20 protein-coding genes and 1 riboswitch are annotated in these 21,406 nt (G+C 63.5%); of the genes, 7 read left to right on the top strand and 13 right to left on the bottom strand.

The genetic code is table 11. From position 1 onward, the window contains the following. Positions 1-357: 357 nt before the first annotated feature. Positions 358-888 carry a GcrA family cell cycle regulator gene (locus tag I2H38_RS16110; protein WP_196272878.1) on the top strand — a complete coding sequence of 177 codons (531 nt, stop codon included), beginning with the start codon at positions 358-360 and terminating at the stop codon, positions 886-888. Between the two features lie 197 nt (positions 889-1,085). Here I2H38_RS16110 and I2H38_RS16105 read toward each other — a convergent pair whose 3' ends face one another. From I2H38_RS16105 to I2H38_RS16065, 9 genes are all read right to left on the bottom strand, one after another. Further along, positions 1,086-1,574: a GNAT family N-acetyltransferase gene (locus I2H38_RS16105; RefSeq protein WP_196272877.1), complete on the bottom strand. Its 489-nt coding sequence runs from the start codon at positions 1,572-1,574 to the stop codon at positions 1,086-1,088. Between the two features lie 44 nt (positions 1,575-1,618). Next, positions 1,619-2,332 carry a phosphate regulon transcriptional regulator PhoB gene (gene phoB, locus I2H38_RS16100; RefSeq protein WP_196272876.1) on the bottom strand — a complete coding sequence of 238 codons (714 nt, stop codon included), beginning with the start codon at positions 2,330-2,332 and terminating at the stop codon, positions 1,619-1,621. 2 nt (positions 2,333-2,334) lie between these two features. Then, a complete protein-coding gene (phoU, locus tag I2H38_RS16095; RefSeq protein WP_196272875.1) occupies positions 2,335-3,045 on the bottom strand; it encodes a phosphate signaling complex protein PhoU in 711 nt (236 codons plus the stop codon). Between the two features lie 26 nt (positions 3,046-3,071). Beyond that, a complete protein-coding gene (gene pstB / locus I2H38_RS16090) occupies positions 3,072-3,890 on the bottom strand; it encodes a phosphate ABC transporter ATP-binding protein PstB (RefSeq protein ID WP_196272874.1) in 819 nt (272 codons plus the stop codon). After that, positions 3,887-4,780, bottom strand: coding sequence for a phosphate ABC transporter permease PstA (pstA, locus tag I2H38_RS16085; protein ID WP_196272905.1), 894 nt, complete (start codon positions 4,778-4,780; stop codon positions 3,887-3,889). The genes pstB and pstA overlap by 4 nt, the downstream gene beginning before the upstream one ends. 13 nt (positions 4,781-4,793) lie before the next feature. Then, positions 4,794-5,729 (bottom strand): phosphate ABC transporter permease subunit PstC, encoded by a 936-nt coding sequence (gene pstC / locus I2H38_RS16080; RefSeq protein WP_407664094.1) that lies wholly within the window; start codon positions 5,727-5,729, stop codon positions 4,794-4,796. Between the two features lie 71 nt (positions 5,730-5,800). Beyond that, complete coding sequence (gene pstS / locus I2H38_RS16075) at positions 5,801-6,844, bottom strand: phosphate ABC transporter substrate-binding protein PstS (protein WP_196272872.1); 1,044 nt, start codon at positions 6,842-6,844, stop codon at positions 5,801-5,803. Positions 6,845-7,009: 165 nt separating this feature from the next. Then, complete coding sequence (locus tag I2H38_RS16070; RefSeq protein WP_407664093.1) at positions 7,010-8,323, bottom strand: ATP-binding protein; 1,314 nt, start codon at positions 8,321-8,323, stop codon at positions 7,010-7,012. 81 nt (positions 8,324-8,404) lie between these two features. Further along, positions 8,405-9,451 carry a lysylphosphatidylglycerol synthase domain-containing protein gene (locus I2H38_RS16065; RefSeq protein ID WP_196272871.1) on the bottom strand — a complete coding sequence of 349 codons (1,047 nt, stop codon included), beginning with the start codon at positions 9,449-9,451 and terminating at the stop codon, positions 8,405-8,407. 252 nt (positions 9,452-9,703) lie between these two features. Between I2H38_RS16065 and I2H38_RS16060 the strand changes: the two genes are divergently transcribed. From I2H38_RS16060 to I2H38_RS16050, 3 genes are all read left to right on the top strand, one after another. Continuing rightward, on the top strand, positions 9,704-11,095 hold the full coding sequence (locus I2H38_RS16060; RefSeq protein WP_196272870.1) for a PAS domain-containing protein: 1,392 nt from the start codon (positions 9,704-9,706) through the stop codon (positions 11,093-11,095). A gap of 65 nt (positions 11,096-11,160) precedes the next feature. After that, complete coding sequence (gene cobU / locus I2H38_RS16055) at positions 11,161-11,706, top strand: bifunctional adenosylcobinamide kinase/adenosylcobinamide-phosphate guanylyltransferase (protein WP_196272869.1); 546 nt, start codon at positions 11,161-11,163, stop codon at positions 11,704-11,706. Further along, a complete protein-coding gene (locus tag I2H38_RS16050) occupies positions 11,703-13,172 on the top strand; it encodes a cobyric acid synthase (protein ID WP_196272868.1) in 1,470 nt (489 codons plus the stop codon). Before cobU ends, I2H38_RS16050 begins: the two co-directional genes overlap by 4 nt. On the opposite strand, the gene I2H38_RS16045 is transcribed toward I2H38_RS16050, so the two are convergent. Then, positions 13,173-14,030: an ABC transporter substrate-binding protein gene (locus I2H38_RS16045; protein ID WP_196272867.1), complete on the bottom strand. Its 858-nt coding sequence runs from the start codon at positions 14,028-14,030 to the stop codon at positions 13,173-13,175. A 15-nt stretch (positions 14,031-14,045) separates the two neighbouring features. Further along, positions 14,046-14,265: riboswitch (cobalamin riboswitch) on the top strand. A gap of 37 nt (positions 14,266-14,302) precedes the next feature. Here I2H38_RS16045 and I2H38_RS16040 point away from each other — a divergent pair. Beyond that, on the top strand, positions 14,303-16,276 hold the full coding sequence (locus I2H38_RS16040) for a TonB-dependent receptor plug domain-containing protein (protein WP_196272866.1): 1,974 nt from the start codon (positions 14,303-14,305) through the stop codon (positions 16,274-16,276). 45 nt (positions 16,277-16,321) lie between these two features. Here I2H38_RS16040 and cbiB read toward each other — a convergent pair whose 3' ends face one another. Further along, positions 16,322-17,299, bottom strand: a complete 978-nt coding sequence (gene cbiB / locus I2H38_RS16035) for an adenosylcobinamide-phosphate synthase CbiB (RefSeq protein WP_196272865.1) — start codon at positions 17,297-17,299, stop codon at positions 16,322-16,324. 20 nt (positions 17,300-17,319) lie between these two features. Between cbiB and cobD the strand changes: the two genes are divergently transcribed. Together cobD and I2H38_RS16025 are read left to right on the top strand one after the other, a co-directional pair. Next, positions 17,320-18,303: a threonine-phosphate decarboxylase CobD gene (gene cobD, locus I2H38_RS16030; protein ID WP_196272864.1), complete on the top strand. Its 984-nt coding sequence runs from the start codon at positions 17,320-17,322 to the stop codon at positions 18,301-18,303. A 181-nt stretch (positions 18,304-18,484) separates the two neighbouring features. After that, a complete protein-coding gene (locus I2H38_RS16025; protein ID WP_196272863.1) occupies positions 18,485-19,630 on the top strand; it encodes a transglycosylase SLT domain-containing protein in 1,146 nt (381 codons plus the stop codon). Here the strand turns inward: I2H38_RS16025 and I2H38_RS21420 are convergent. Together I2H38_RS21420 and I2H38_RS16015 are read right to left on the bottom strand one after the other, a co-directional pair. After that, positions 19,576-20,922 (bottom strand): MFS transporter, encoded by a 1,347-nt coding sequence (locus I2H38_RS21420; protein WP_196272862.1) that lies wholly within the window; start codon positions 20,920-20,922, stop codon positions 19,576-19,578. The two genes, I2H38_RS16025 and I2H38_RS21420, sit on opposite strands and share 55 nt — an antisense overlap. 167 nt (positions 20,923-21,089) lie before the next feature. Continuing rightward, on the bottom strand, positions 21,090-21,323 hold the full coding sequence (locus I2H38_RS16015; protein ID WP_196272861.1) for a hypothetical protein: 234 nt from the start codon (positions 21,321-21,323) through the stop codon (positions 21,090-21,092). Positions 21,324-21,406 lie beyond the last annotated feature (83 nt).

The raw sequence follows: 21,406 nt of genomic DNA, 5'->3' as shown, positions 1-21,406 counted from the left end.
TTGAGGGCCCAAGGTCGCACCCTGGCCCGAAAAAGAAAGCGCCGCCCAAGGACGGGGCGGCACGGTGGGGATTCTAGCGAGGCCGCAGACCCTGTCAATTCAAGAGAAATGATCTCACTGATCACAGGGAAATCCACCGCTCAACGCTTTCCCTGGGGAAAACGGCGAGGGGTGGCCAGGGACTCTTGCGCCCGAGTTCCCCCATCTAGTAACTTCGGAGCTGTCGAGTACGACATTCGTGCGGCGGCTTTCACCCTAACGAGCGACCCTCGCAACGCGGTCGGACAATCATGTTCTGTCCGCGACGCATAGGGGATTCACTGTGGGTTGGGCAGCCCCGATGGAGGCAGTAAGAAAATGGTAGATGCGGGCGTAACCTGGACGGATGAGAGGGTCGAGCTTCTGAAAAAGCTCTGGTCCGATGGCTTGAGCGCGAGTCAAATCGCGAGCGAGCTCGGCAACGTGACCCGAAACGCCGTTATCGGCAAGGTTCACCGCCTCGGCCTCTCCGGCCGCGCGAAGGACAAGACGGACGCGACCGCTGCGCGCCCCCGCAAGGCGCCCCGCGCACCGAGCGCCCCGGCCCCGATCGCCCCCGCGGTCCGAAACAATGTGGTGATCGCGCCAATTCCGCGCACGCCTGTGGTTGAGGAAGCATCGGAGGTCTTGGCAGACGTGGATATGGCGATCCCCATGTCCGAGCGCGTCACCATCATGGACTTGCGTGAATCCATGTGCCGTTGGCCCATGGGCGATCCGACCAAGCCGGAATTCCGCTTCTGCGGCGCCCGCTCCATCACCGGACTGCCCTATTGCAACCACCACGCCAGCGTTGCCTATCAGCCGGTGGCTGACCGCAGGCGTGAGCGGAAAGTGGTTCGCGCGTAAGGCGCGAGCCCGTCGTCTGGGCACTATTCGGTTTCGAAGACGCAAGAGCGGACGCGGTCAGCGCGGTTCCGCTCTTTTTATTTTGCCTGATCAGCGCCGGGGCTGGACGTCGGCAATTCCCGAGCATCCGGTGAAAGACGTTTGCCGAGGCAGGAGACCGTCTCCCGCTCCCAGCCTTCGTCACCAGGATCGGCCGTTCATCCCAATGTTGAAAAAGCCGGTGCGTACTCGATTTGCCCCGCGTTGGAAGGCACACTCATGTCACCCAGTGGGAGCAGCATCAAATGGGGCCCCGCAAAAGGAGACTCGAACGCCGCCGCCGCGCCGGCACTGAAGCCGAAGCGGCGATAATAATCTGGATCGCCCAGCACAAAAATGCCTTCGCAACCATCCGCCTTCGCCCGCTTGATGCCTTCCTCAATGAGCGCCGCGGCAACGCCCTGCATGCGCTTGTCCACGGCGACAGCGACCGGCGCGAGGCCAAGTGCCCTGAAGGCTGCCTTCATCCTCGAGAACATGACGTGTCCGACGACGCGGCCCTCCGCTATCGCCACAAGGGAAATGCTTGCATCGCCATCGCGACGAAGCTGATCGACCAGATCAGCCTCTGCTGGGGACGGGAACGCCTCAACATGGAGCAGGCGCACCGCAATGTGGTGACTTGAGTCCTCTGCTTCGATGATCATCCGTGATCGATGCCACAAAACGCCAACGGCCACCAGTCAACGCGTTAGTTCAACGCCGCCTCATCGCGGGCAAAGGTCTCATCGAACGAATAACCCGCGCCGCGTACCGTCCGAATGGGGTCGGGCTTGCGCGGCAGATTGATCGCCTTGCGCAAGCGGCCCACATGCACATCGACCGTGCGCTCGTCGATATAGACGTCATGTCCCCAGACGGCGTTGAGCAGATGCTCGCGGCTGAAGACGCGGCCGGGGCTCTGCATCAGGAATTCCAGCAGACGGAACTCGGTCGGACCCAGGTGCAATTCGTTGCCGTTGCGGCGGACCCGATGGGTTTCGCGGTCCAACTCCATGTCGCCTGCCATCAGGAGACTGGCGATATGTGTCGGCTTCGTGCGGCGGAGAAGGGCCCGGACACGCGCCAGGAGCTCCGGCACGGAGAAAGGCTTGACGATGTAATCGTCCGCGCCCGTGGCAAGGCCGCGAATGCGGTCGCCCTCTTCGCCGCGAGCGGTGAGCATGATGACCGGGAGGCGCTCGGTTTCAGGCCGCACGCGGATGCGCCGGCAGAGTTCGATCCCCGAGAGCCCGGGCAGCATCCAGTCGAGCAGTACGATATCCGGCACTTGCTCGCGCAGGCGGATCTCCGCATCGTCTCCGCGCGCGACGCTATCCACCTCGTAGCCTTCGGCTTCGAGATTGTAGCGCAGGAGGAGCGTGAGCGGCTCCTCATCCTCGACGATCAGAACGCGAGGTCCCATCCTTACTCTCCAGCGACAGTCGCATCGATCGAGCGGTCGTTCTTCGGCCGGTCGATCGCCAGGGTCTCGCCCGTCACGAGGTAATGCACCGTCTCGGCGATGTTGGTGGTGTGATCGCCGATGCGCTCAATGTTCTTGGCGCAGAACAGGAGATGCGTGCAGAACGAAATGTTGCGTGGATCTTCCATCATGTAGGTCAGAAGCTCGCGGAACAGCGAGGTATAGAGCGCGTCGATCGCCCCATCCCGCTGCCAGACATCGAGCGCCTTTGCCGTATCCTGCTGCGCATAGGCATCGAGCACGTCCTTGAGCTGCCCCAGCACGAGGTCGCTCATATGCTGCACGCCGACGACGATCTTTTGCGGTTGGAACTGCCCGCCGATGGCGAGCGCGCGCTTGGCGATGTTCTTCGCCAGATCGCCGATGCGCTCCACATCGCTCGACACGCGGATCGCGGAGATCGTTTCGCGCAAGTCGACGGCGAGCGGCTGACGGCGGGCGATGGTGAGGATCGCGCTCTCCTCCACCTCGCGCTGTAACACGTCGAGACGCATGTCGGAGGCGATGACGTTCTGCGCGAGCGGCATATCCCGCCGAACGAGCGCCGCGATGGAATCGACGAGCATCTTCTCGGCGATGCCGCCCATCTCGGAAATCCGTCGCCGGAGGTCCTGCAAATCGGTGTCGTAGGAGCTGACAATATGCTCCGCCATGGGAGGTCTCCCTTGAAGCGCTTCGGTCAGCCGAAGCGGCCCGTGATGTAATCCTGGGTCTGCTTTTTGGTGGGGGTCATGAACATCTTGTTCGTCGGCCCGAACTCGACCAATTCGCCGAGATACATGAAGGCGGTGAATTGCGAGATGCGCGCCGCCTGCTGCATGTTGTGCGTCACGATGACGATGGTGAACTCGGTCCGCAATTGCTCGATCAGATCCTCGATCTTGCCGGTCGAGATCGGATCAAGCGCCGAGGTCGGCTCGTCGAGCAGGATCACTTCCGGCCGCTGCGCGATGGTGCGCGCGATGCAAAGACGCTGCTGCTGGCCGCCGGACAGGCCCATGCCCGATTGGCGCAGCTTGTCCTTCACCTCGTCCCACAATGCCGCCTTGCGCAGGGCTTCTTCAATCCGGTCGTCGAGTTCGCCCTTCGGCAGCTTCTCATAGAGCCGGATGCCGAAGGCGATGTTGTCGTAGATCGACATGGGGAACGGTGTCGGCTTCTGGAACACCATGCCGACGCGGGCGCGCAATTCGTTCACATCGACCGCGGACGAGAGCACGTTCTGCCCATCGAGCAGGATTTCACCTTCGGCGCGCTGCTCCGGATAGAGGCTGTAGATGCGGTTGAAGGTTCGCAGGAGCGTCGATTTTCCGCAACCGGACGGGCCGATCAGTGCCGTGACCTGCCGGTCGAAGAAATCGATGGAGATGTCCTTCAGGCTCAGGAAATCCCCATAATAGAAATTCAGGTTCCGGACACCGATGCGAACCGGAGCGTTGAGGTCCGCGGGTGCCGAATGGCCGATAGCGCTGCTCGCAGTGACGGCAATCGGGCTCATCGGACTTTATCCTTCTTCAAGACGAGGCGCGCAGCAATCGACAGCGCCAGGATCGACAGAGTGATGATCAACGCTCCGGCCCAGGCGAGCTCGCGCCAGTTCTGATACGGCGCGAGGGCAAATTGGTAGATCATGACCGGCAGGTTCGAAACGCCACCCATGAGGTTCGGCTTGAACCAGAAATTATTGTTGAGCGCGGTGAAGAGCAGCGGCGCGGTCTCGCCCGCGATGCGTGCGGTCGCGAGAAGCACCCCCGTGACCATGCCCGCGCGGGCAGCACGCCAACTGATGCTCATGATCACCGTCGACATAGGCGCGCCAAGAGCCACGCCCGCCTCGCGCAGCGAGCCGGGGACGAGGCTGAGCATGTCCTCCGTCGTGCGCACGATGACCGGAACCGCGATGATCGCCAAAGCGACCCCGCCGGCCCAACCGGAATAACTCCCCATCGGCTGCACCATGAGGGTGTAGACGAACAGGCCGATGAGAATGCTGGGCGCGGCGAGCAGGATGTCGTTCACGAAGCGGATCAGCTCGGCAAGCTTGGAGCCCTTGCCGTATTCGGCGAGATAGGTTCCCGCCAAAACGCCGATGGGCGTGGCGACCACGATGCCGAGAACCGTCAGGATCAAGCTGCCGACGAGTGCGTTGGCGATGCCGCCGCCCTCGCTGCCGGGACCGGGTGTGGTCTGCGTGAAGACGGCCAGCGAGAGGCCACGGCCGCCCTCGATCAGAAGCATCACAAGAATCCAGCCCAGCACGGCGACCCCGAGCAGGGTGAACAAGGTGCAGGTGACCTTCAGCGCGCGATCCGCCATCCGACGGCTCCGACGCACGCGCGCCCAGGCGGGAGGATTCACGACGGGAAGATGCTGCGGCAAGGTACCCATCATCCTGTCCCCCTTATCTCGCCTTGACCTGCGCGATCAAAAGGCGCGCGAGCACAAGAACGGTGAACGTGACCAGGAACAGGATGCAGCCGAGCGCGAGAAGCGCGTTGAGCTGCAGCCCCGCCGCCTCGTTGAACTCATTGGCGATCCGCGATGCGATGGTGGAGCCCGGATCGAAGAGTGACAGGGACAAACGGTTCGCGTTGCCGATGACGAAGGTGACCGCCATCGTCTCACCCAACGCGCGGCCGAGGCCAAGCATGATGGCGCCGATGATGCTCACGCCCGCTTGAGGCAGCAGGACATGGCGGACGACTTCCCAGGTGGTGCAGCCGATGCCGTAGGCGCTCTCGCGCAGCATGGTCGGGATCTGATCGAGAATATCGCGGGTGATCGAGGCGATGAATGGGATGATCATGATCGCCAGGATGATGCCGGCGGTCAGCACGCCGACGCCCGACGGAACCCGCGCGTAAAGAATGGTGCCGAAGAACGGCAGGCCCTCGACGATCGAGGAAACGGGGATCTGGACGAATTTGGCGAAGAGCGGAGCGAAAACGAAGAGGCCCCACATGCCGTAGATGATGCTCGGCACAGCGGCGAGAAGCTCGATCGTCGTGGCGACCGGACGCTTGAGCCATGGGGGGCAGAGCTGGGTGAGGAAAATTGCGATGCCGATGGAGAGCGGCACGCCGATCACGAGCGCGATGAGAGCCGATGTCAGCGTGCCGACGATGGCGACCCAGGCCCCGTATTGATCACGCCCGACATCCCAGGCGCTCGAGGTGACGAAGCCGAAGCCGAACTCGCGGAAAGCGGGCATGCCGCCGTAGATCATCGAGCCGATGATGCCGGCGAGAACAATCAGGACGAGGAGGGCCGAGCCGTAGCTCGCCCACCGGAAGACCCGGTCGAAGACCGGCTGAGAGGAACGGCGGACGCTCTGCATGTTTGATATGATCATCCGATCAGACAGGACAGACATCCGCCGTACCTCAATTTTGGTGGCCGGTCAGCCGATTACTTCTTGAAGAGGGCTGCGCCGGACTTGTCCTTGATGTCCTTGGCCCAAGCGGCTTCGACCATGCCGACGACGTTGTCCGGCAGCGGGACGTAGTCGAGATCGGAAGCCAGCTTGCCGCCGTTTTTGTAAGCCCAGTCGAAGAACTTCAGCACTTCGGCGGTCTGCGCGGGCGTTTCCGGGTTCTTGTAGATCAGGATGAAGGTCGGCGCGGTGATCGGCCAAGCCTCGTCGCCGGGCTGGTTGGTCAGCGAGATGCCGAAGCCGGGAGCGGCATTCCAGTCAGCCTTGGCAGCCGCGGCCTGAAAGGACTTGTCGTCGGGCTTCGGATACTTGCCGCCCTTGTTCTGGAGCAGAGCGTAGGGAATATTGTTCTGCTTGGCGTAGGCGTACTCGACGTAGCCGATCGCGTTCGGAACCTGCTTCACGGTCGCGGCGACGCCCTCGTTACCCTTGCCGCCCTGGCCGACCGGCCAGCTGACGGTGGTGTTCGCGCCGAGGCCCGACTTCCAGCTCTCGGAAACCTGCGAGAGGTAGGTCGTGAAAACGTTCGTGGTACCCGAGGCGTCCGAGCGATAGACCGGGGTAATGGCCGCGTCGGGCAGCTTCACGCCGGGGTTCGCTTGCGCGATCTTGGCGTCGCTCCACTTGGCGATCTTGCCCTGGAAGATGTCGGCCAGGAGTTCGCCCGTCAGCTTGAGCTGGCCGGCTTCGACGCCCGGAATGTTGATGACCGGCACGATGCCGCCCATCACAGTCGGGAACTGCAGGAGGCCGCTCTTGTCGAGGTCTTCGCCCTTCAGGGGCGCATCGGTCGCACCGAAATCGACGGTCTTCGCCTGGATCTGCTTGATGCCGCCACCGGAGCCGATGGACTGGTAATTCAGGCCGTTTCCGGTCTCTTTCTTGTAGGCTTCTGCCCACTTCGCGTAGATCGGGAACGGGAAGGTCGCGCCTGCGCCGGTGATGTCAGCAGCGGCAGCCGGGTTCGTAAAGGCCGCGACGGCAAGGCCGGCAGCGAGGGCGTAGGACATGAGTTTCACGAGACGTCTCCTGTTCATACAAACGCGACAGCTGGCTCACATCATGAGGTGCCTAACCGCGCGAGTGGACAGCTAGGCCCGACCGATGTCGGGTCTACGACAGTTGGATGACAATTAAATGACAGCCCGGCCGCCGCGAACGAAAAAGCCTTACGTTTCCTGGGTTCAGGCTCTCTGCGCTTCCGGCAACGTAACGGTGAACCGAGCACCCCGACCCGGCTCGCTGGCGATGTCGAGATGGCCGCGATGGCGGTTGACGATGTGCTTGACGATGGCAAGCCCCAGACCCGTGCCGCCCTTGTCCCGGCTTTCCGCCACATCTACGCGGTAGAATCGCTCGGTGAGCCGGGGGAGATATTCCGGAGCGATTCCGGGGCCGTAATCCTGCACCGCCAGGATCGCCTGAGACGACCCTTGATCACCGGGGGTGGGGACGCTGGCAAGTTCCACCTCGACCTTACCGCCGCTCTCGCCGTATTTCACCGCGTTCTCGATGAGGTTTTCGATGACGCGCAGAAGCTCGTCGCGATCGCCGAGAACCGGGAGCGGTCCATCTGGCAGCGTCGCCTGAATCACAACGCCCCGATCCCGCGCGAGCGGCGTCAGCGTCTCGACCATCTGCCTGGCGATGGAGGTGAGATCGACCGGCTCAGTCGGCGGCACGTGGGCGCGCATCTCGATGCGCGACAGGGACAGGAGATCGTCGATCAGGCGCTTCATGCGCTGCGCCTGCCCCCGCATGATGTCGAGAAAGCGCTCGCGGGCCTTGGCGTCGTTGCGGGCAGGTCCTTGCAAGGTTTCGATGAAGCCGAGAAGGGAAGCGAGCGGCGTGCGCAGCTCGTGGCTCGCATTGGCGACGAAATCGGCGCGCATGGCCTCGAGACGCCGGGCAGAAGTGAGGTCGCGGAAGAACAGCACGACGCCGGAAAGCACCTCGACACCCGAGGCGTCCGGCTGGAGCAGGCCGATATGCACCTCGAAGGTCCGCTCCGTCGGGACACGCTCGGAATATTCGACCTTCAAGGGAACGCCGGAGGACAGCACCTCGTCGATGCCATCGAGAACATCCGGGCTGCGAAGGGCGAAGGACAGCGGATGCCCGTTCTTCAGGCCCGGCAGCAGAACCCGCGCGGCCGCGTTGGCTTCCACCACCAGGGCGCGCCGATCCACGAGAATGACCGGGTCGGGAATATGCGCCAGGAGCGCATCGGCGACGCCCGGCCGGCGGTTTTCCTTGAGTTGGCGGGGGCCTGCCCGAAGAAGGCCGCTCCGAAGGCCACGTCGCGGCCCACCGACCAGCGCGCCAAGCGCGATCGTGAAGGCCGCTCCCGCCAGAAGCCAAATATCCCAGTGTCCCCGCACCGCAATGATGACGAGCATCAGGATGGACGCGACGACCGCACCGCGAATGGCCCCGAGCCGCGCCGGATTGGTGCCTTCCGGGCCCTCCTTCGACGGACTTTCTTCAAGGTCGCTCATGGGGTGCTGACAGGTCCTTGGGAAGGAGACCTCTGTGTAGAGCGGGTGCCTTGAAGAGTCATCCTGCTTGTCGCGAGCCTCTCAATCCGATGTGGACTCGCTCTCGTCCGGCCTGAAGGCTCCCCGCGACGACCGGATGCGGTTGCGAACCTCATAGGCGCCGAGAAACGCGAGAGCGACGACGAAGGGAATGAGGTAATAGCAGAGGCGGTAGAGAAGCAACGCCCCAAGCACCGGCTCGCGCGGATAGCTCGACAGCGCCAGCAAAATCGTCGCCTCGAACACGCCAAGCCCACCCGGCGCATGGCTGGCCACACCCAGCATCACTGCAAAAATATAGACCGCGAGGAAGGTCTCGAAACTGATATTGTGTCCACCCGGCAGAAGCACGAAGAGCACGCCCGCTCCGGCGCACACATCCGCCGCCCCGATCAGGATCTGCGCGACCGACAAGCGGAAACCGGGCAAATCCAGTCTCCAGCCCTGGATCTTCACCACCCGCCGCTTCACCGAAACCCAAGCGAGATAAGCGACAACCGAACCGGCGGCACCCAGACCGACGAGCTGATTGAGCCGCATGTTCGTATAAACGAGATTGGCCAGGGCCTCGGCCTGACCGAGCATGCTCCAGCCCAGGACAAGCGCCATGCCGAGCCAGAATGTCACGCCGGCGATCACGGTCAGGCTGGCGACGCGGCCGGCGCTCAGCCCTTTCGAGGCATAGATCCAGTAGCGCACGGTGCCCGCGGTCAGAAGGGGGAAGCCGAGGGTGAAGCTCACCGCATAGCTCGTGAACGAGGCCAGAGCCGTGGTGCGATAGGGAATGTGCAGCTTCAGCTGCTTCAGAGCGATGGCGTCGTAGCAGGTCAGAAGGCCATAGCTGACCGTCGTCAAAAGGACCGCCAAACCGATCTGGCGCAGGCTCGCGGCTGTGAAGGCCGCTTTCAACTCGTTGACGTCGATGCCGGAGACAATATGCCAGAGCACCACAATCGACGCGCCGAACAAAAGCACGCTCGCCGCCATCCCGATCCACGCGAAACGGCGAGACCGCCGTTCTTTTGGATGGAGGGCCTCGGCCGATGACATATCAGGGGCCGACGCCCGGTGGGGACTCAGATCATTCATCAAAAAGGAAACCAGCCTCGGCGTGGGAAATATTTCTTATTGTTCGAGGACTACCTTGCATCTAGGCACTCACACCGAGAAGCGCCAGATCCGGGCAAATCCTTAAAGCCTTCATGACCCTGCGGCTACTCCTTGCGTTTGGGAAGCTACAGGATAAGGTCGATTATGGGTTGTATGCCTCCCCAAAGAACCGCAAAATGTGGCTCTATTGGGGGGTCTCGCCACACGCTAAGCCAATCCAAGGGGGCGCGAGTGGATTTCAAGGAAACTGAAGGCCAATTCGCCATTTTGGCCGAAAGCCTGCCGCAGCTCGTCTGGTCCGCGCGGTCTGACGGGTATAATGACTATTTCAACCAGCGCTGGCATGAATTCACAGGCCTGAATTACGAGAAATCCGCGGGCGACCGCTGGAAGAGTGCCATTCACCCCGATGATCTGCCACCCGCTGAGGTCATTTGGGCCCAGGCGATTGCAACCCAACGGCCCTATGAGGTCGAATACAGGCTCCGCAAGGCGAGTGGTGAATACGTTTGGGTCCTCGTCAGAGGCAACCCGGTTTGCGACACCGGGGGGAAAGTCGTCCGTTGGTTCGGCACCGCCACCGATATCGAACGGCAAAAACAAGCGGAAGAAGCACTTCGAAGCCTCGAGAAGCAATATCGCCTGGCGCTGGAGGCGTCTCGTCTCGGCACCTGGAAGATCGACCTCGACAGGGGTGTGGTCAGCTGGGACGAGGGAACCTGCTCTCTCTTCAATATCCCTCACAACGGCTTGTATAGCCTTCCTCTCGACGAGGCGATGGCGCGGATCCACGAGGACGATCGGGCCTTGGTTGCGCAGCGCATGGCGATGGCGACGGCGCGTGGCTCGAACGGCCGTTACGAAGTGGAGTACCGGACAGTCACGCCGGAAGGGGAGATTCGGTGGATCCGCTCGAACGGGCGGGCCTATCATGTCCGTGACGGGAACGAGTTACGCGCCGCGGGCCTGTCCGGCGTCATCAGCGACATCACCGAGCAACACGCGGCCGAGCAGGCCAAGCAGCTCTTGACGCGGGAGCTGACTCACCGCGTCAAAAACCTCTTCGCGATAGCGAATGGCATGGTGTCGATGACCGCCCGTACGGCCAAGGATCCGAAGGAGATGGCGAATCTCCTGCGGGGACGCCTGAGCGCCCTGTCGCGCGCCCATGAGTTGGTCCGGCCCATCGCGGACCCCGTGCGCCGGAGCGACTCCGATATTGATCTCGAACAATTGATCAAGGCCGTTCTCGCCCCCTACAGGGAAGCGGATGGCGATCAGGTCGCCATCGAAGGACCGGCCCTCGAAGTCGGCCCGAACACCACGACAAGCCTGGCGTTGGTCCTGCATGAACTCGCAACCAACGCCGCGAAATACGGTTGCCTGTCCAGGGCCAAGGGACTGCTCAGCATCGGCTGGACCATGGGGGCCGACGGCATCGATCTCGTTTGGACGGAGACCGGCGGGCCGCCGATCCCGCACCCCCCCACCTTCGAGGGCTTCGGCACTCAACTGGCGTTGCGCAGCATCACCGGCCAGCTTGGCGGGACCCTGGACAGGGAGTGGCGCCGGGAGGGTTTGCGCGTCCACATGGCCTTGCCTCTCAGCCGACTGAGGGGCTAACGACTCGCAACGAAGACTCTAAGGCCCCCTCACGACGGGCCGGGACGCCCACCCTGGAAACCGCCATGCCCACTTATCGCCGCGCGCTCGTTCTGGGCGGTGCCCGCTCCGGAAAAAGCCGCACGGCGCAAAATCTTGCCGAATCCGCTTCGGCAAGCCGCGTCTACATCGCGACGGCCCAGTCCTTCGACGAAGAGATGCGCCAGCGCATCGCCCATCATCAGTCCGAGCGCAACGGCCAATGGCGAACCCGCGAAGCCCCCCTCGCCTTGACGGAGGCCATTCGGGCGGAAGCGAACCCATCGCGGGTCGTGCTCGTCGATTGTCTGACACTGTGGCTCTCGAACATTCTGCTGGCCGAGCATGACGTGAACCGGGAGACGGAGCGCTTGATCGAGGCGATCCGCGAGGCGGCGGGGCCGCTCGTGCTGGTCTCGAACGAAGTCGGCCAGGGGATCGTGCCCTCCACCCCGCTGGGTCGAACGTTTCGAGATGCGCAGGGGCGTCTGAACCAGCGCGTCGCCGAAGCCTGCGAGGCGGTCGTCTTCATGGCGGCTGGCTGTCCGCTGCTTGTCAAACCGGCAGCACCGCTTCAGGTCACGCTCGCATGACCAAGCGTCCTCCCGCCATCATGATCCAGGGCACCGGATCGAATGTCGGCAAATCCCTGCTCGTCGCCGGACTGTGCCGCCTTTTCGCCCGGCGTGGTCTGCGCGTGCGGCCTTTCAAGCCGCAGAACATGTCGAACAACGCGGCGGCCGTCGAGGGCGGCGAGATCGGGCGCGCCCAGGCATTGCAGGCGCGGGCGGCGAATGTGACCCCGAACGTGCATATGAACCCGGTGCTGCTCAAGCCCGAGACGGATCGGCGCTCGCAGATCATCGTTCAGGGTCAACGCTTCGGCCATCTCGAAGCCTCAGGCTACCGCGACCGCCGCACCCTGCTGCCTTTCGTGCTCGACAGCTTCCACACACTCGGGGCCGATGCCGATCTCATTGTGATCGAGGGGGCGGGCAGCCCCGCTGAGACCAATCTGCGTGACGGCGACATCGCAAATATGGGCTTTGCTACGGCGGCACAGGTTCCGGTTGTTCTTGCGGGCGACATCGATCGCGGCGGGGTCATCGCAAGTCTGGTCGGAACCCATGCGGTTCTGGAGCCGGGCGACCGCGGCCTCGTGCGCGCATTCCTGATCAACAAGTTTCGTGGCGACCCCACGCTGTTCAACGATGGGATCACGACCATCGAGCGGATGACCGAATGGCCCTCTCTCGGCGTCGTGCCGTGGTTCCGGGCCGCTCACAAACTGCCTGCGGAAGACGCGCTCGACATCGCCTCGGACAGCGGAGCCGATGCGGCGTTCAAGATCGCCGTTCCGATTCTTCCACGCATCGCTAATTTCGATGATCTCGACCCGCTGAAGCTCGAACCCTCCATCGCGCTCACCATGGCACCCCCCGGCTCGCCCCTGCCGCAGAATGCCGACCTCATCATTCTCCCCGGCTCCAAGGCGACAATCGCGGATCTCGCCTTCCTGCGGGCGCAGGGGTGGGACCTCGACCTTGCGGTTCATGTTCGTCGCGGCGGGCGAGTGCTTGGGCTCTGCGGCGGCTATCAAATGCTTGGACGCGCGATATCGGACCCGGCTGGGGTCGAGGGCTCGCCGGGCACGGTCGAGGGGCTCGGGCTCCTGGACGTCGAGACGGTGCTCACCGTCGACAAGACTGTCCGCCCGGTTACGGCGCGGCATGAGGCGACCGGCCTCGATCTTGCGGCGTACGAAATCCATCTCGGACGCACCGACGGGCCGGATGCGGGGCGCGCACCCTTCACTATCGGAAACGAGGCCGAGGGCGCGGTTTCCACGGACGGGCGCATCATGGGCACTTATCTGCACGGCCTGTTCACGACGGATGCCTTCCGCCAGGCTTTCCTGCGAAAACTCAGTCCGGGCGTGGCCTTTGACGGCCTGAATTACGAAGCCGAGGTCGAGGGAACTCTCGACGCGCTGGCCGCTCATCTCGAAACCCATCTCGACGCCGACCGCATCCTGGCGATTGCGCGAGCGGGGATCTGATCAGCGCACCTTGGCTCGCACCTCGCTCGCCAGGGCGTCGATGAGCGCGGGCGTCGAAGGGCCGCCGCAGATTGCAAGCTGTCCGGGGATGACGAGACGTCGATCGGGCGGTACAGCGGCCGCGAGGGCGTGATGCACGAGAAGTGCCGAACCGTTGTCGACGGCCTGAGCGTCGTCGCTGTGCACGAGCAGATAATCCGGCGGCGTGGTGACGATGCTCTCCAGCCGCACGACCCCTCCCCGCTTCATGCCGAGCACATTTTGCTGAAGCGTGAAACCCATATGCTCCAACACCTCGCTGATGAGCGAGTTCGACGCCGGCACCCACCCCCTGCGGTAGTAAGTCAGAATGCTCCGTTTCGCAGGGACGATGCCCTTCGCCCGCGCCAACGCGGCGTCGATCTCCGCGATCAGCGCCTCGCCGCGCTCAGGGTGGCCCAGACGCCCGGCGACGGCGCGGATCTGCTCGCGCCCGAATTCCAGGCTCCGCCATGGCTCCAGAGTCAGAACCTCCAGCCCTTGCCGCCGCAAAAGTGCCGTGCGGTCGTGCTGACCGAAATTGCCCGCGAGAACCAAATCGGCACCGCTGAACAAAATCGCCTCGCCTTTGCCCGCGTTGGCCGGCACAGCCGCCGCCTCGGCGTTCAGAAACGAGAGAGAGGGATCGCGCACGAGAGGGCTCAAAGAGGCGATCTGGTCGTGGTCCGCCAGACGCAGCAGCAATTGATCCGCGCAGAGATTGAGCGAGACGATACGTTGCGGAGCAGGCTCTGCGGCCGCCGATCCCGCCCCGAAGGGCAGCGCGAAGAGCGCCAGCGCAAACCATGTGGACCATCGCGCGAGATGGAGTTGCGGCATCAGGGGCAACCCGCTAAGAGAAACATTGACGTTGGTGCCTCGAGCCATCGAGGTGAAACGGGAACACGGTGCGGATTTGATCCTAAGCCGTGGCTGCCCCCGCAACTGTAAGCGGCGAGCGGCGGTCCTTCATGCCACTGAATCTTCGAGCGACACAAGCTCGACAGGTTTCGGGAAGGCGGACCGCATGCAAGAACCCGCGAGCCAGGAGACCGGCCAGCGTCTGATCGCAACCCATCTTTGCTCGCCGGCGGGGCGAGTAGGAGTCTCCTATGCTTACGTCTCCACGCCGCACGCTCGCGGCATCCGTCTCCTTTTGCGCGCTTTTGATCGGAGCGGCGCAGGCCCAAAACGCAACCCCATCCCTTCCCATCCCCGACATCGTCATCACGGCAACCCGCACGCCGCTTGCGATTACGCAGGCCGGCAGCGCGATCTCCGTGATCACGGCAGAGGAAATTGCCAAGGAATCGCCGAAGAGCACGGCCGACGTGCTCCGGCGCGTGCCGGGTCTGTCGGTCGTCGAGGCCGGCGGCCCGGGAGGCACCACCCTGGTGCGGATTCGCGGCGGCCAATCCGGACAGACTCTCGTTCTCATCGACGGCATTCGCGTCAACGATCCAGCATCGGCATCGGACGAATTCGACTTCGCGAATTTGGTCGCGACGGATATCGAGCGCATCGAGGTTCTGCGCGGTCCGCAATCTGCGCTCTATGGCTCAGATGCCATGGGCGGCGTGATCAACATCATCACCCGCAAGGGTCAGGGCGCGCCGCGTTTCAGCACCAGCGTCGAAGGCGGCACCTATGGCACCAAGGCGGCACGCGCCGCCGTTTCCGGCAGCTCCGGTCCGGTGTCCTATGCCTTTTCCGCGACGGGTTTCGACACCGCCGGCTTCTCCCGCTACGGCTACCGGATCGGGCGGATCGAAGGCCCGCGCGTGCTGCCCCTGGAGGCGGACGGCTCTCAGCGTCTCGGTGCGTCAGGCCGTGTCTCGGTTCAGCTCTCGAAGGATGTGGAGCTCGAAGTCGGCGGCTATAGCAGTTACAATGGCGCTCAATACGATGCGGGGTTCGGTGATTTTCCCGACACGCCCTCACAGTCCCAACAGCGCCTGTTCGAGGGTCACACACGCCTGACCGCTTATGCGTTCGATGGCCTGCTGCGCAACTCGATCCTCGTTTCCGCGACGCGCACGAACCGCCACTACCGTGATGTGAGCTATTTCGGTTCTCTGACCAACCCGTCCTGGTCCAACACCGATTATGTGGGTGACAGCCTCGCGGCGGAATATCAGGGCGACTTGAAGCTCGGCACCTTCGGTCTTCTCACCTTCGGCGCGAAGGTGGAGCGGGATCGCTTCACCTCAACGTCGCGCGACGTCCTGCCCGTCCCGAGCTTGCCACGCGAGAACAACGATGCCTCGCAGACCACGCGGTCTCTCTACGCGCTGCATCAATTCACGCTCTTCGACAATCTCCACCTGTCGTTTGGCGGCCGGCTCGATGACATCGAGAATGGCGATCGCTTCGGAACCTGGCGCGCGACGGCGGCCTATGAGGTTCCCAACACCGACATGAAACTGCGCGCGAGCGTGGGGACGGGCGCGAAGGCTCCAAGCCTCTTCCAGCGCTTCGACCCAACCTATGGCACGCCAGATCTGAACTCGGAACACTCGGTCGGTTTCGATGTCGGCGTCGATCAACGCCTTCTCGATGATCGGCTCTTGCTGTCGGCGACGTTCTTCGCAAACCGCTTCCGCGATCTGATCGATTTCACCTTCGATCCCGCTGCGTGCCTCCCCACGCAGCCTTTCGGCTGCTATCTGAACGTTGCACGCGCGCGCACATCGGGTGTCGAGCTTTCGGCGGATATGGACGTCATTCCAACGTGGCTGCGCATCAAGGCTGTCTATACCCATCTGGAGGCGTTCGATCAGCAGACGCACCTGCGCCTTGCGCGCCGCCCTCAGGATGAAGGACGCATCGGCCTGATCGTGACGCCGATCGCGGGATTGTCGATCGAACCATCCGTGGTGTTCGTGGGCGAGAGGTTCTCCTCGAACGGCGAGAAGAACAAGCTGCAGCCTTACGCTCGCTTCGACGTCTACGCGGATTACCGGGTCAACGACACGTTCAGCGTCTTTGCAAGAGCAGAGAACGTGACGGACGCGCGCTATCAGGAAGTCTACAATTACGGCACGGGCGGACGCGCATTCTATGCCGGCCTTCGCGCGACGTGGTGAGCGCGCTCGCAACTAGAGCTTCCTGATTTCACTGTCCTGATCCGCTCAAATCATAACAATCAGCAGGAGGGCGATCACGCCCCCCTGCATCCCGCACGCGACGCGATAGAGCGTCAAGGCGCGGCGAATGTCGCTGGCATGCGCCAGCGCCCGGCCGCGCCCCATCCAATGATCCTGAACGGTGACGCCGTCATAGATGCGCGGACCTGCGAGCCGCAACCCCAGGGCTCCGGCCATGGCGGCTTCCGGCCAGCCCGCATTGGGCGAGCGATGATACCGCGCATCGCGCAGCACGGCCTTGGCCGCCGCCAGCGCGCTGCATCGGGGGACAAACACCGCCGCCAGCACGATGAGGCACGCCGACAAGCGGGAGGCCGGGAGGTTGACCACGTCATCCAGCCGCGCGGCGGGCCAGCCATACGCCTCGTAACGGGGCTTGCGATGGCCGATCATGCTGTCCGCCGTGTTGATTGCCTTGTAGGCCGCCCCACCCGTCAGCCCGGCAATGGCCGTGTAGATCGTGGGCGCGACAACTCCGTCGGAAAAATTCTCGGCCAGACTTTCGATGGCCGCGCGCGCGACGCCGGCCTCGTCGAGGAACTCCGGATCGCGCCCGACGATCTGCGAGACGGCCAAGCGCCCGGCCGCGACGCTTTCCTCAAGTCCCATCGCCACACGCGCCACGTGGTCGTGGAGACTGCGTTGCGCGATCAGACTGCTCGCCAAAACGCCCATTACGATGAAGGCCCAGCCGCCGAGGGCGAGACGACAAAGCGTCTCCACCAGAAAAGCCGCGCCGGCAGTCATGCCGACAGTGACGATCAGCGTCAGGACACCCCGCCTGCGGCGCACATGCGACGGCCGTTCAAGCCGATTGAACCGCTTCTCCAGACCGGCGATCAGCGCGCCGATCCAGGTGACCGGGTGGCCGATCCGGGCGAAGAGCCAGGCCGGATAGCCCGCGCAGGCATCGACGGCGAGGGCAATCAGGACAATCGAGAGGGTGGCGGTTATGAAAGACATCGCATTCGAATGGAGCAGCCATGCAGCACGGCGGCAATCTTCATGACGCAAAAGCGCGTTTCCCGGAAGCGCCCGAGCCCTGGCTCGACCTGTCGACCGGGATCAATCCCAATGCTTATCCCCTGACCCTGCCGGATCCACGCGCCTTTACCCGCCTGCCGTCGCCGCAGGAGGTCAGCCATACGGAGGCCGTCGCGGCCCGGGCCTACCGCATCAGCGATCCGGCCCGCGTAGCGGCGACCCCGGGATCGCAGGCACCGATCCGTCTGCTGCCGCGCCTGCGCGCGCGGGGAAGAGTCGCCATCGTGGGGCCGACCTATAGCGAGCATGAGCGGAGTTGGGTTCGCGAGGGTCATGAGATCCTTGCCGTGACAACTCTCGTCGAGGCCCTTTCGTTGACGCCCGACGTGGTCGTGGTCGTCAACCCCAACAATCCGGACGGACGCGTCGCCCATCCGGCGGAACTGGCGAGCGCGGCGGCGGAGCTCCATCAGCGTGGCGGCTGGCTGGTGGTGGACGAGGCTTTCGGCGATCTGGACGATGAGGCGTCGATTGCTCCGCAGGACCTCCCCGGCACAATCGCTCTGCGCTCCTTCGGCAAGGCTTACGGCCTGGCGGGCGTGCGGCTCGGTTTCGTCGTGACCGCTCCCGCCCTCTGCGCCCGCATCCGGGAAGAACTGGGGCCCTGGGCGGTTTCGGGCCCTGCCCTTGCCATCGGCGCGGCGGCACTCGCCGACGACGCGTGGCTCGCGGAACAGAAAGTCCGGCTCTTTGAGGCCGCCATCGCGCTGGATCGGCTCTTGACCGGCGCGGGTTTCCACATCGTCGGCGGAACGCGACTCTTTCGTCTGGCCCGCCACGGGGCCGCGCCGGATTGGTTTGTCCGTTTGGCGAAGGCGGGAATCTGGGTGCGCAAGTTCGACCACGATCCTACCATCCTGCGCTTCGGTATTCCTCAAGAAGAGACATGGACCCGGCTCAAACAATCACTCGCAGCAAAGTAATATTTTCTTCTTATCCCTTCGTCTAAAGAAGCGGCGGGTCGTCGCAGCGCTAAATAAATGGAACCGAAATAGTCAAGCTGACCTATTCTGGACATATCCCGAAGCCACGAAGGCGTCGCTTCTAGAAAAAACGACCGCAAACCCGCATCGCGGCGACGCGGCATCCTTCGGGGGTTCCAGCATGACTGTCAGACTGACAGCGTCTGTTGACGCGTGCCAGCCTTTGGACTTTTGCCAAGACGACGAGACCATTCTTTGGCTCCAACCGAGCCGCGAGAGGCGGCGGCGTCCCGGCCTGCGGGGCGTGCGAGCCCTCCTCCGCCTGACGACGAGCTTCAGCCTGGGCGTTTGCCTGACGGTTGCGACAGCGACGGCAGCGACCGCTCCCGCCTCTGCCGCCAGCACGGCCGAGCTTTCTGGGCCGGACCTCCAGATCGTCCCCGTCGCAGCCGCTGAAATCGATCTGAGCGACCTTCAGACGGCCCCGGTTTCAATCGAACCCGCTGCCGTCGATCCTCTCGCAGCGATTGTCCCCGTGCCAGCCGCGGACACGCACGACATTCGCGCGAGCATCATCAAGGCGATGCCGCTTACCAACGCGAGAAGTGCCGCCGAGACCCGGCGCATCGCCCACCCCGAGGACCAAATGCAATTCGGCGGCATGCGCGTTCCGCGCTGGATCGTCGATACGATCCTCCGCGCGGCGGATGCGACCGGCGTCGATCCCGTTTACATGATGGCTCTGGCGGACAAGGAATCGAGCTTTGTGACGAACAACAAGGCCTCCTCTTCCTCGGCGGTGGGGCTGTTCCAGTTCATCGCGGGGACGTGGCTCGAAGTCGTCCGCACCTTCGGCGAAGAACATGGCCTTGGCGCGGAGGCCGCGGCGATTCAAAGCACCCGCGGTCAGCTGACCGTGCCGAACGCGGCGATGCGCGAGCACATTCTCGGGCTGCGCCGCAATCCGTTCCTATCGGCGCTGATGGCCGCCGAGATGATGAAGCGAGATCGAGCCAAGATCGAAAGCCGGCTCGGCCGCCAGATCAGTCGCTCGGAATTCTATTTTGCCCATTTCTTCGGCGTCGACAGCGCCAGCAAGTTCATGGCGCTGGTGGATGGAAAGCCGAGGCAGAGCGCCCCTCGGGTGTTTCCCGCGGCAGCCAAAGCCAACAAGACGCTGTTCTTCGCGAAAGCCGGCCGCAAGACCCGCCAGCTCACCGTCACCGAAGTTTATAAGAAGATCGACGGCATGATCGATAAGCGCCTCGAGCGCTATGAAGATGTATCGCTCTTGGCGGTGGCAGAGGCTGAAATCGGAGCCAATTGAGGCGTCGAGTCGCAGTTTGCGGGATTTCGAGTCATTTCGCTCGGGGCCTTCACGCCTTCGTCGGCGGCGTTCTTTTCAGCGCGTGCGCTTATCGCCGCCTCGGCCGCTCCCGTCGGAGAGACTTCGACAAATCCGCCCTTCGCCGCGGGGCGCGGCATTTGCCGAATCCGGATAACGACGAAGATCGTCAGGATGAAGGACACGACCGTGGAATAGATGAAGAGCCCCTTCGGCCCCATCATATCCATCGCCCAGGCCCCGAGGAGCGGGCCGACCGTCACGCCAACCGCCCACGAAAACAGAAGTGTGCCGACCGTCGATATGATCTGCCCCGGATCGACGATGTCGCAGGCATGGGCGACGCAGACGGAATAGATGCACAGCGCAAGCCCGCCCCAGAGCGCAAAGCTCAAAAGAATGAGATTCTGCGCACCACTGGCGCTCGTGAGCAGGATCAGGAGCGAGACGAGGGTTGTTCCGCCCGCCAATCCCGCGATGATATACCGCCGGTCGGCTCGGTCCGAGAGCCAGCCGAGCGGATATTGCATGGAGAGGCTACCGGCTTGCAGCGCGAACAACAGCGCCGCCGCCTTGTCCTGACTCAACCCGATGCTGACGCCGAAGACGGGCGTGATGGCGATAACGGGGCCGTTGATCAAGCCAACCGCGAACGCTCCGACCACCGCCGAAGGAGCGGCCTTGAAGAGGCTGCGAACCCGGATACTGACGCTGCGCGGCGGGGGCGGCTCTTCCGTCGTTGTCGCGGCGATTGGCAGAAGCGAGAGCGACATAACGGCGCTCACCGCCATGAAAAACCCATCCGCGTCGATGCTGCCGAGCGCGATGCCGAGGGGCGAAACCATCAGCGCCAGCTTCGTGCAGATCATGTAGAAAGAAAGAATGCGGCCGCGATGGCTCGACATGGCACGGGCACTGATCCAGCCGTCCGTGACGGTGAAAATGCACGCAAACGTCATGCCGATCACGCCGCGCAGAAGAGCCCAGGCCAAGGTCGTATGGGCCTGCGTCATCGCCAGAACGACGACAGCGGCGACGGCTGCAAGACTCGCGAAGGCGCGGATGTAGCCCACGTGACGAATGAAGGCCGGTGCGAGGAAGCAGCCCGTCGAGAAACCGAGGCCGTAGGTCGCCGCCACGATACCGATGGACGCGATCGAGAGACCTTCCGCCTGCATGCGGAGCGGCATCAGAGCCTGGAGAAGACCGTTCGCCGCCTGCAGCAAAGTGGTCGCGGCCGTGATCGTCCAGATGAGAGCGAGTGAAGAATTCACGGTCCACAGGGAGACAAGCGAAGCGGCGAGCGCTGGAATAACAAGATAGACCTCAGCCTCTCCGAGAGATCAAGAGTCCATATCGGCGATTTTCGTGATTTCCGTCCGGGATCGAACACGCGGCGCCGCTGAAGCGATGCCGCGCGCTCTAAAATTTCGAGGCTTCGCTAATGATCCGGTCCGCTTTTGCGGAATCCGGCAAACAAATAGAATCCATTGAAACGGACGCCGGTCGCCGCGGCCTTTCCGTCAAAGCCGAGCGGCGGCTCGCGGCCGCCATCGACGCGGCCATCGAATTTCCAAAGCGGCCCCGTGACGAAGGGGGGGACGGACCGCTCCTCAGGCACCGCGCAGAGCAGCCCGTCCGGCTGGGTACTTCGGAACAGGTTGTAGGCGCACATGACTGTCCTCCTGCATCGTTTTTCGCTCGATCATTCATTGCCGGCGGTGGGATCGTGATGGCACACCTAGGCAAGAATGTGTC

Origin of the sequence: Microvirga alba (assembly GCF_015694465.1) — a bacterium.
Classification (GTDB): Bacteria; Pseudomonadota; Alphaproteobacteria; order Rhizobiales; family Beijerinckiaceae; genus Microvirga; species Microvirga alba.
The sequence above is the reverse complement of the archived record's forward strand: the minus strand, read 5'-3'. Positions and strand labels throughout refer to the sequence as shown.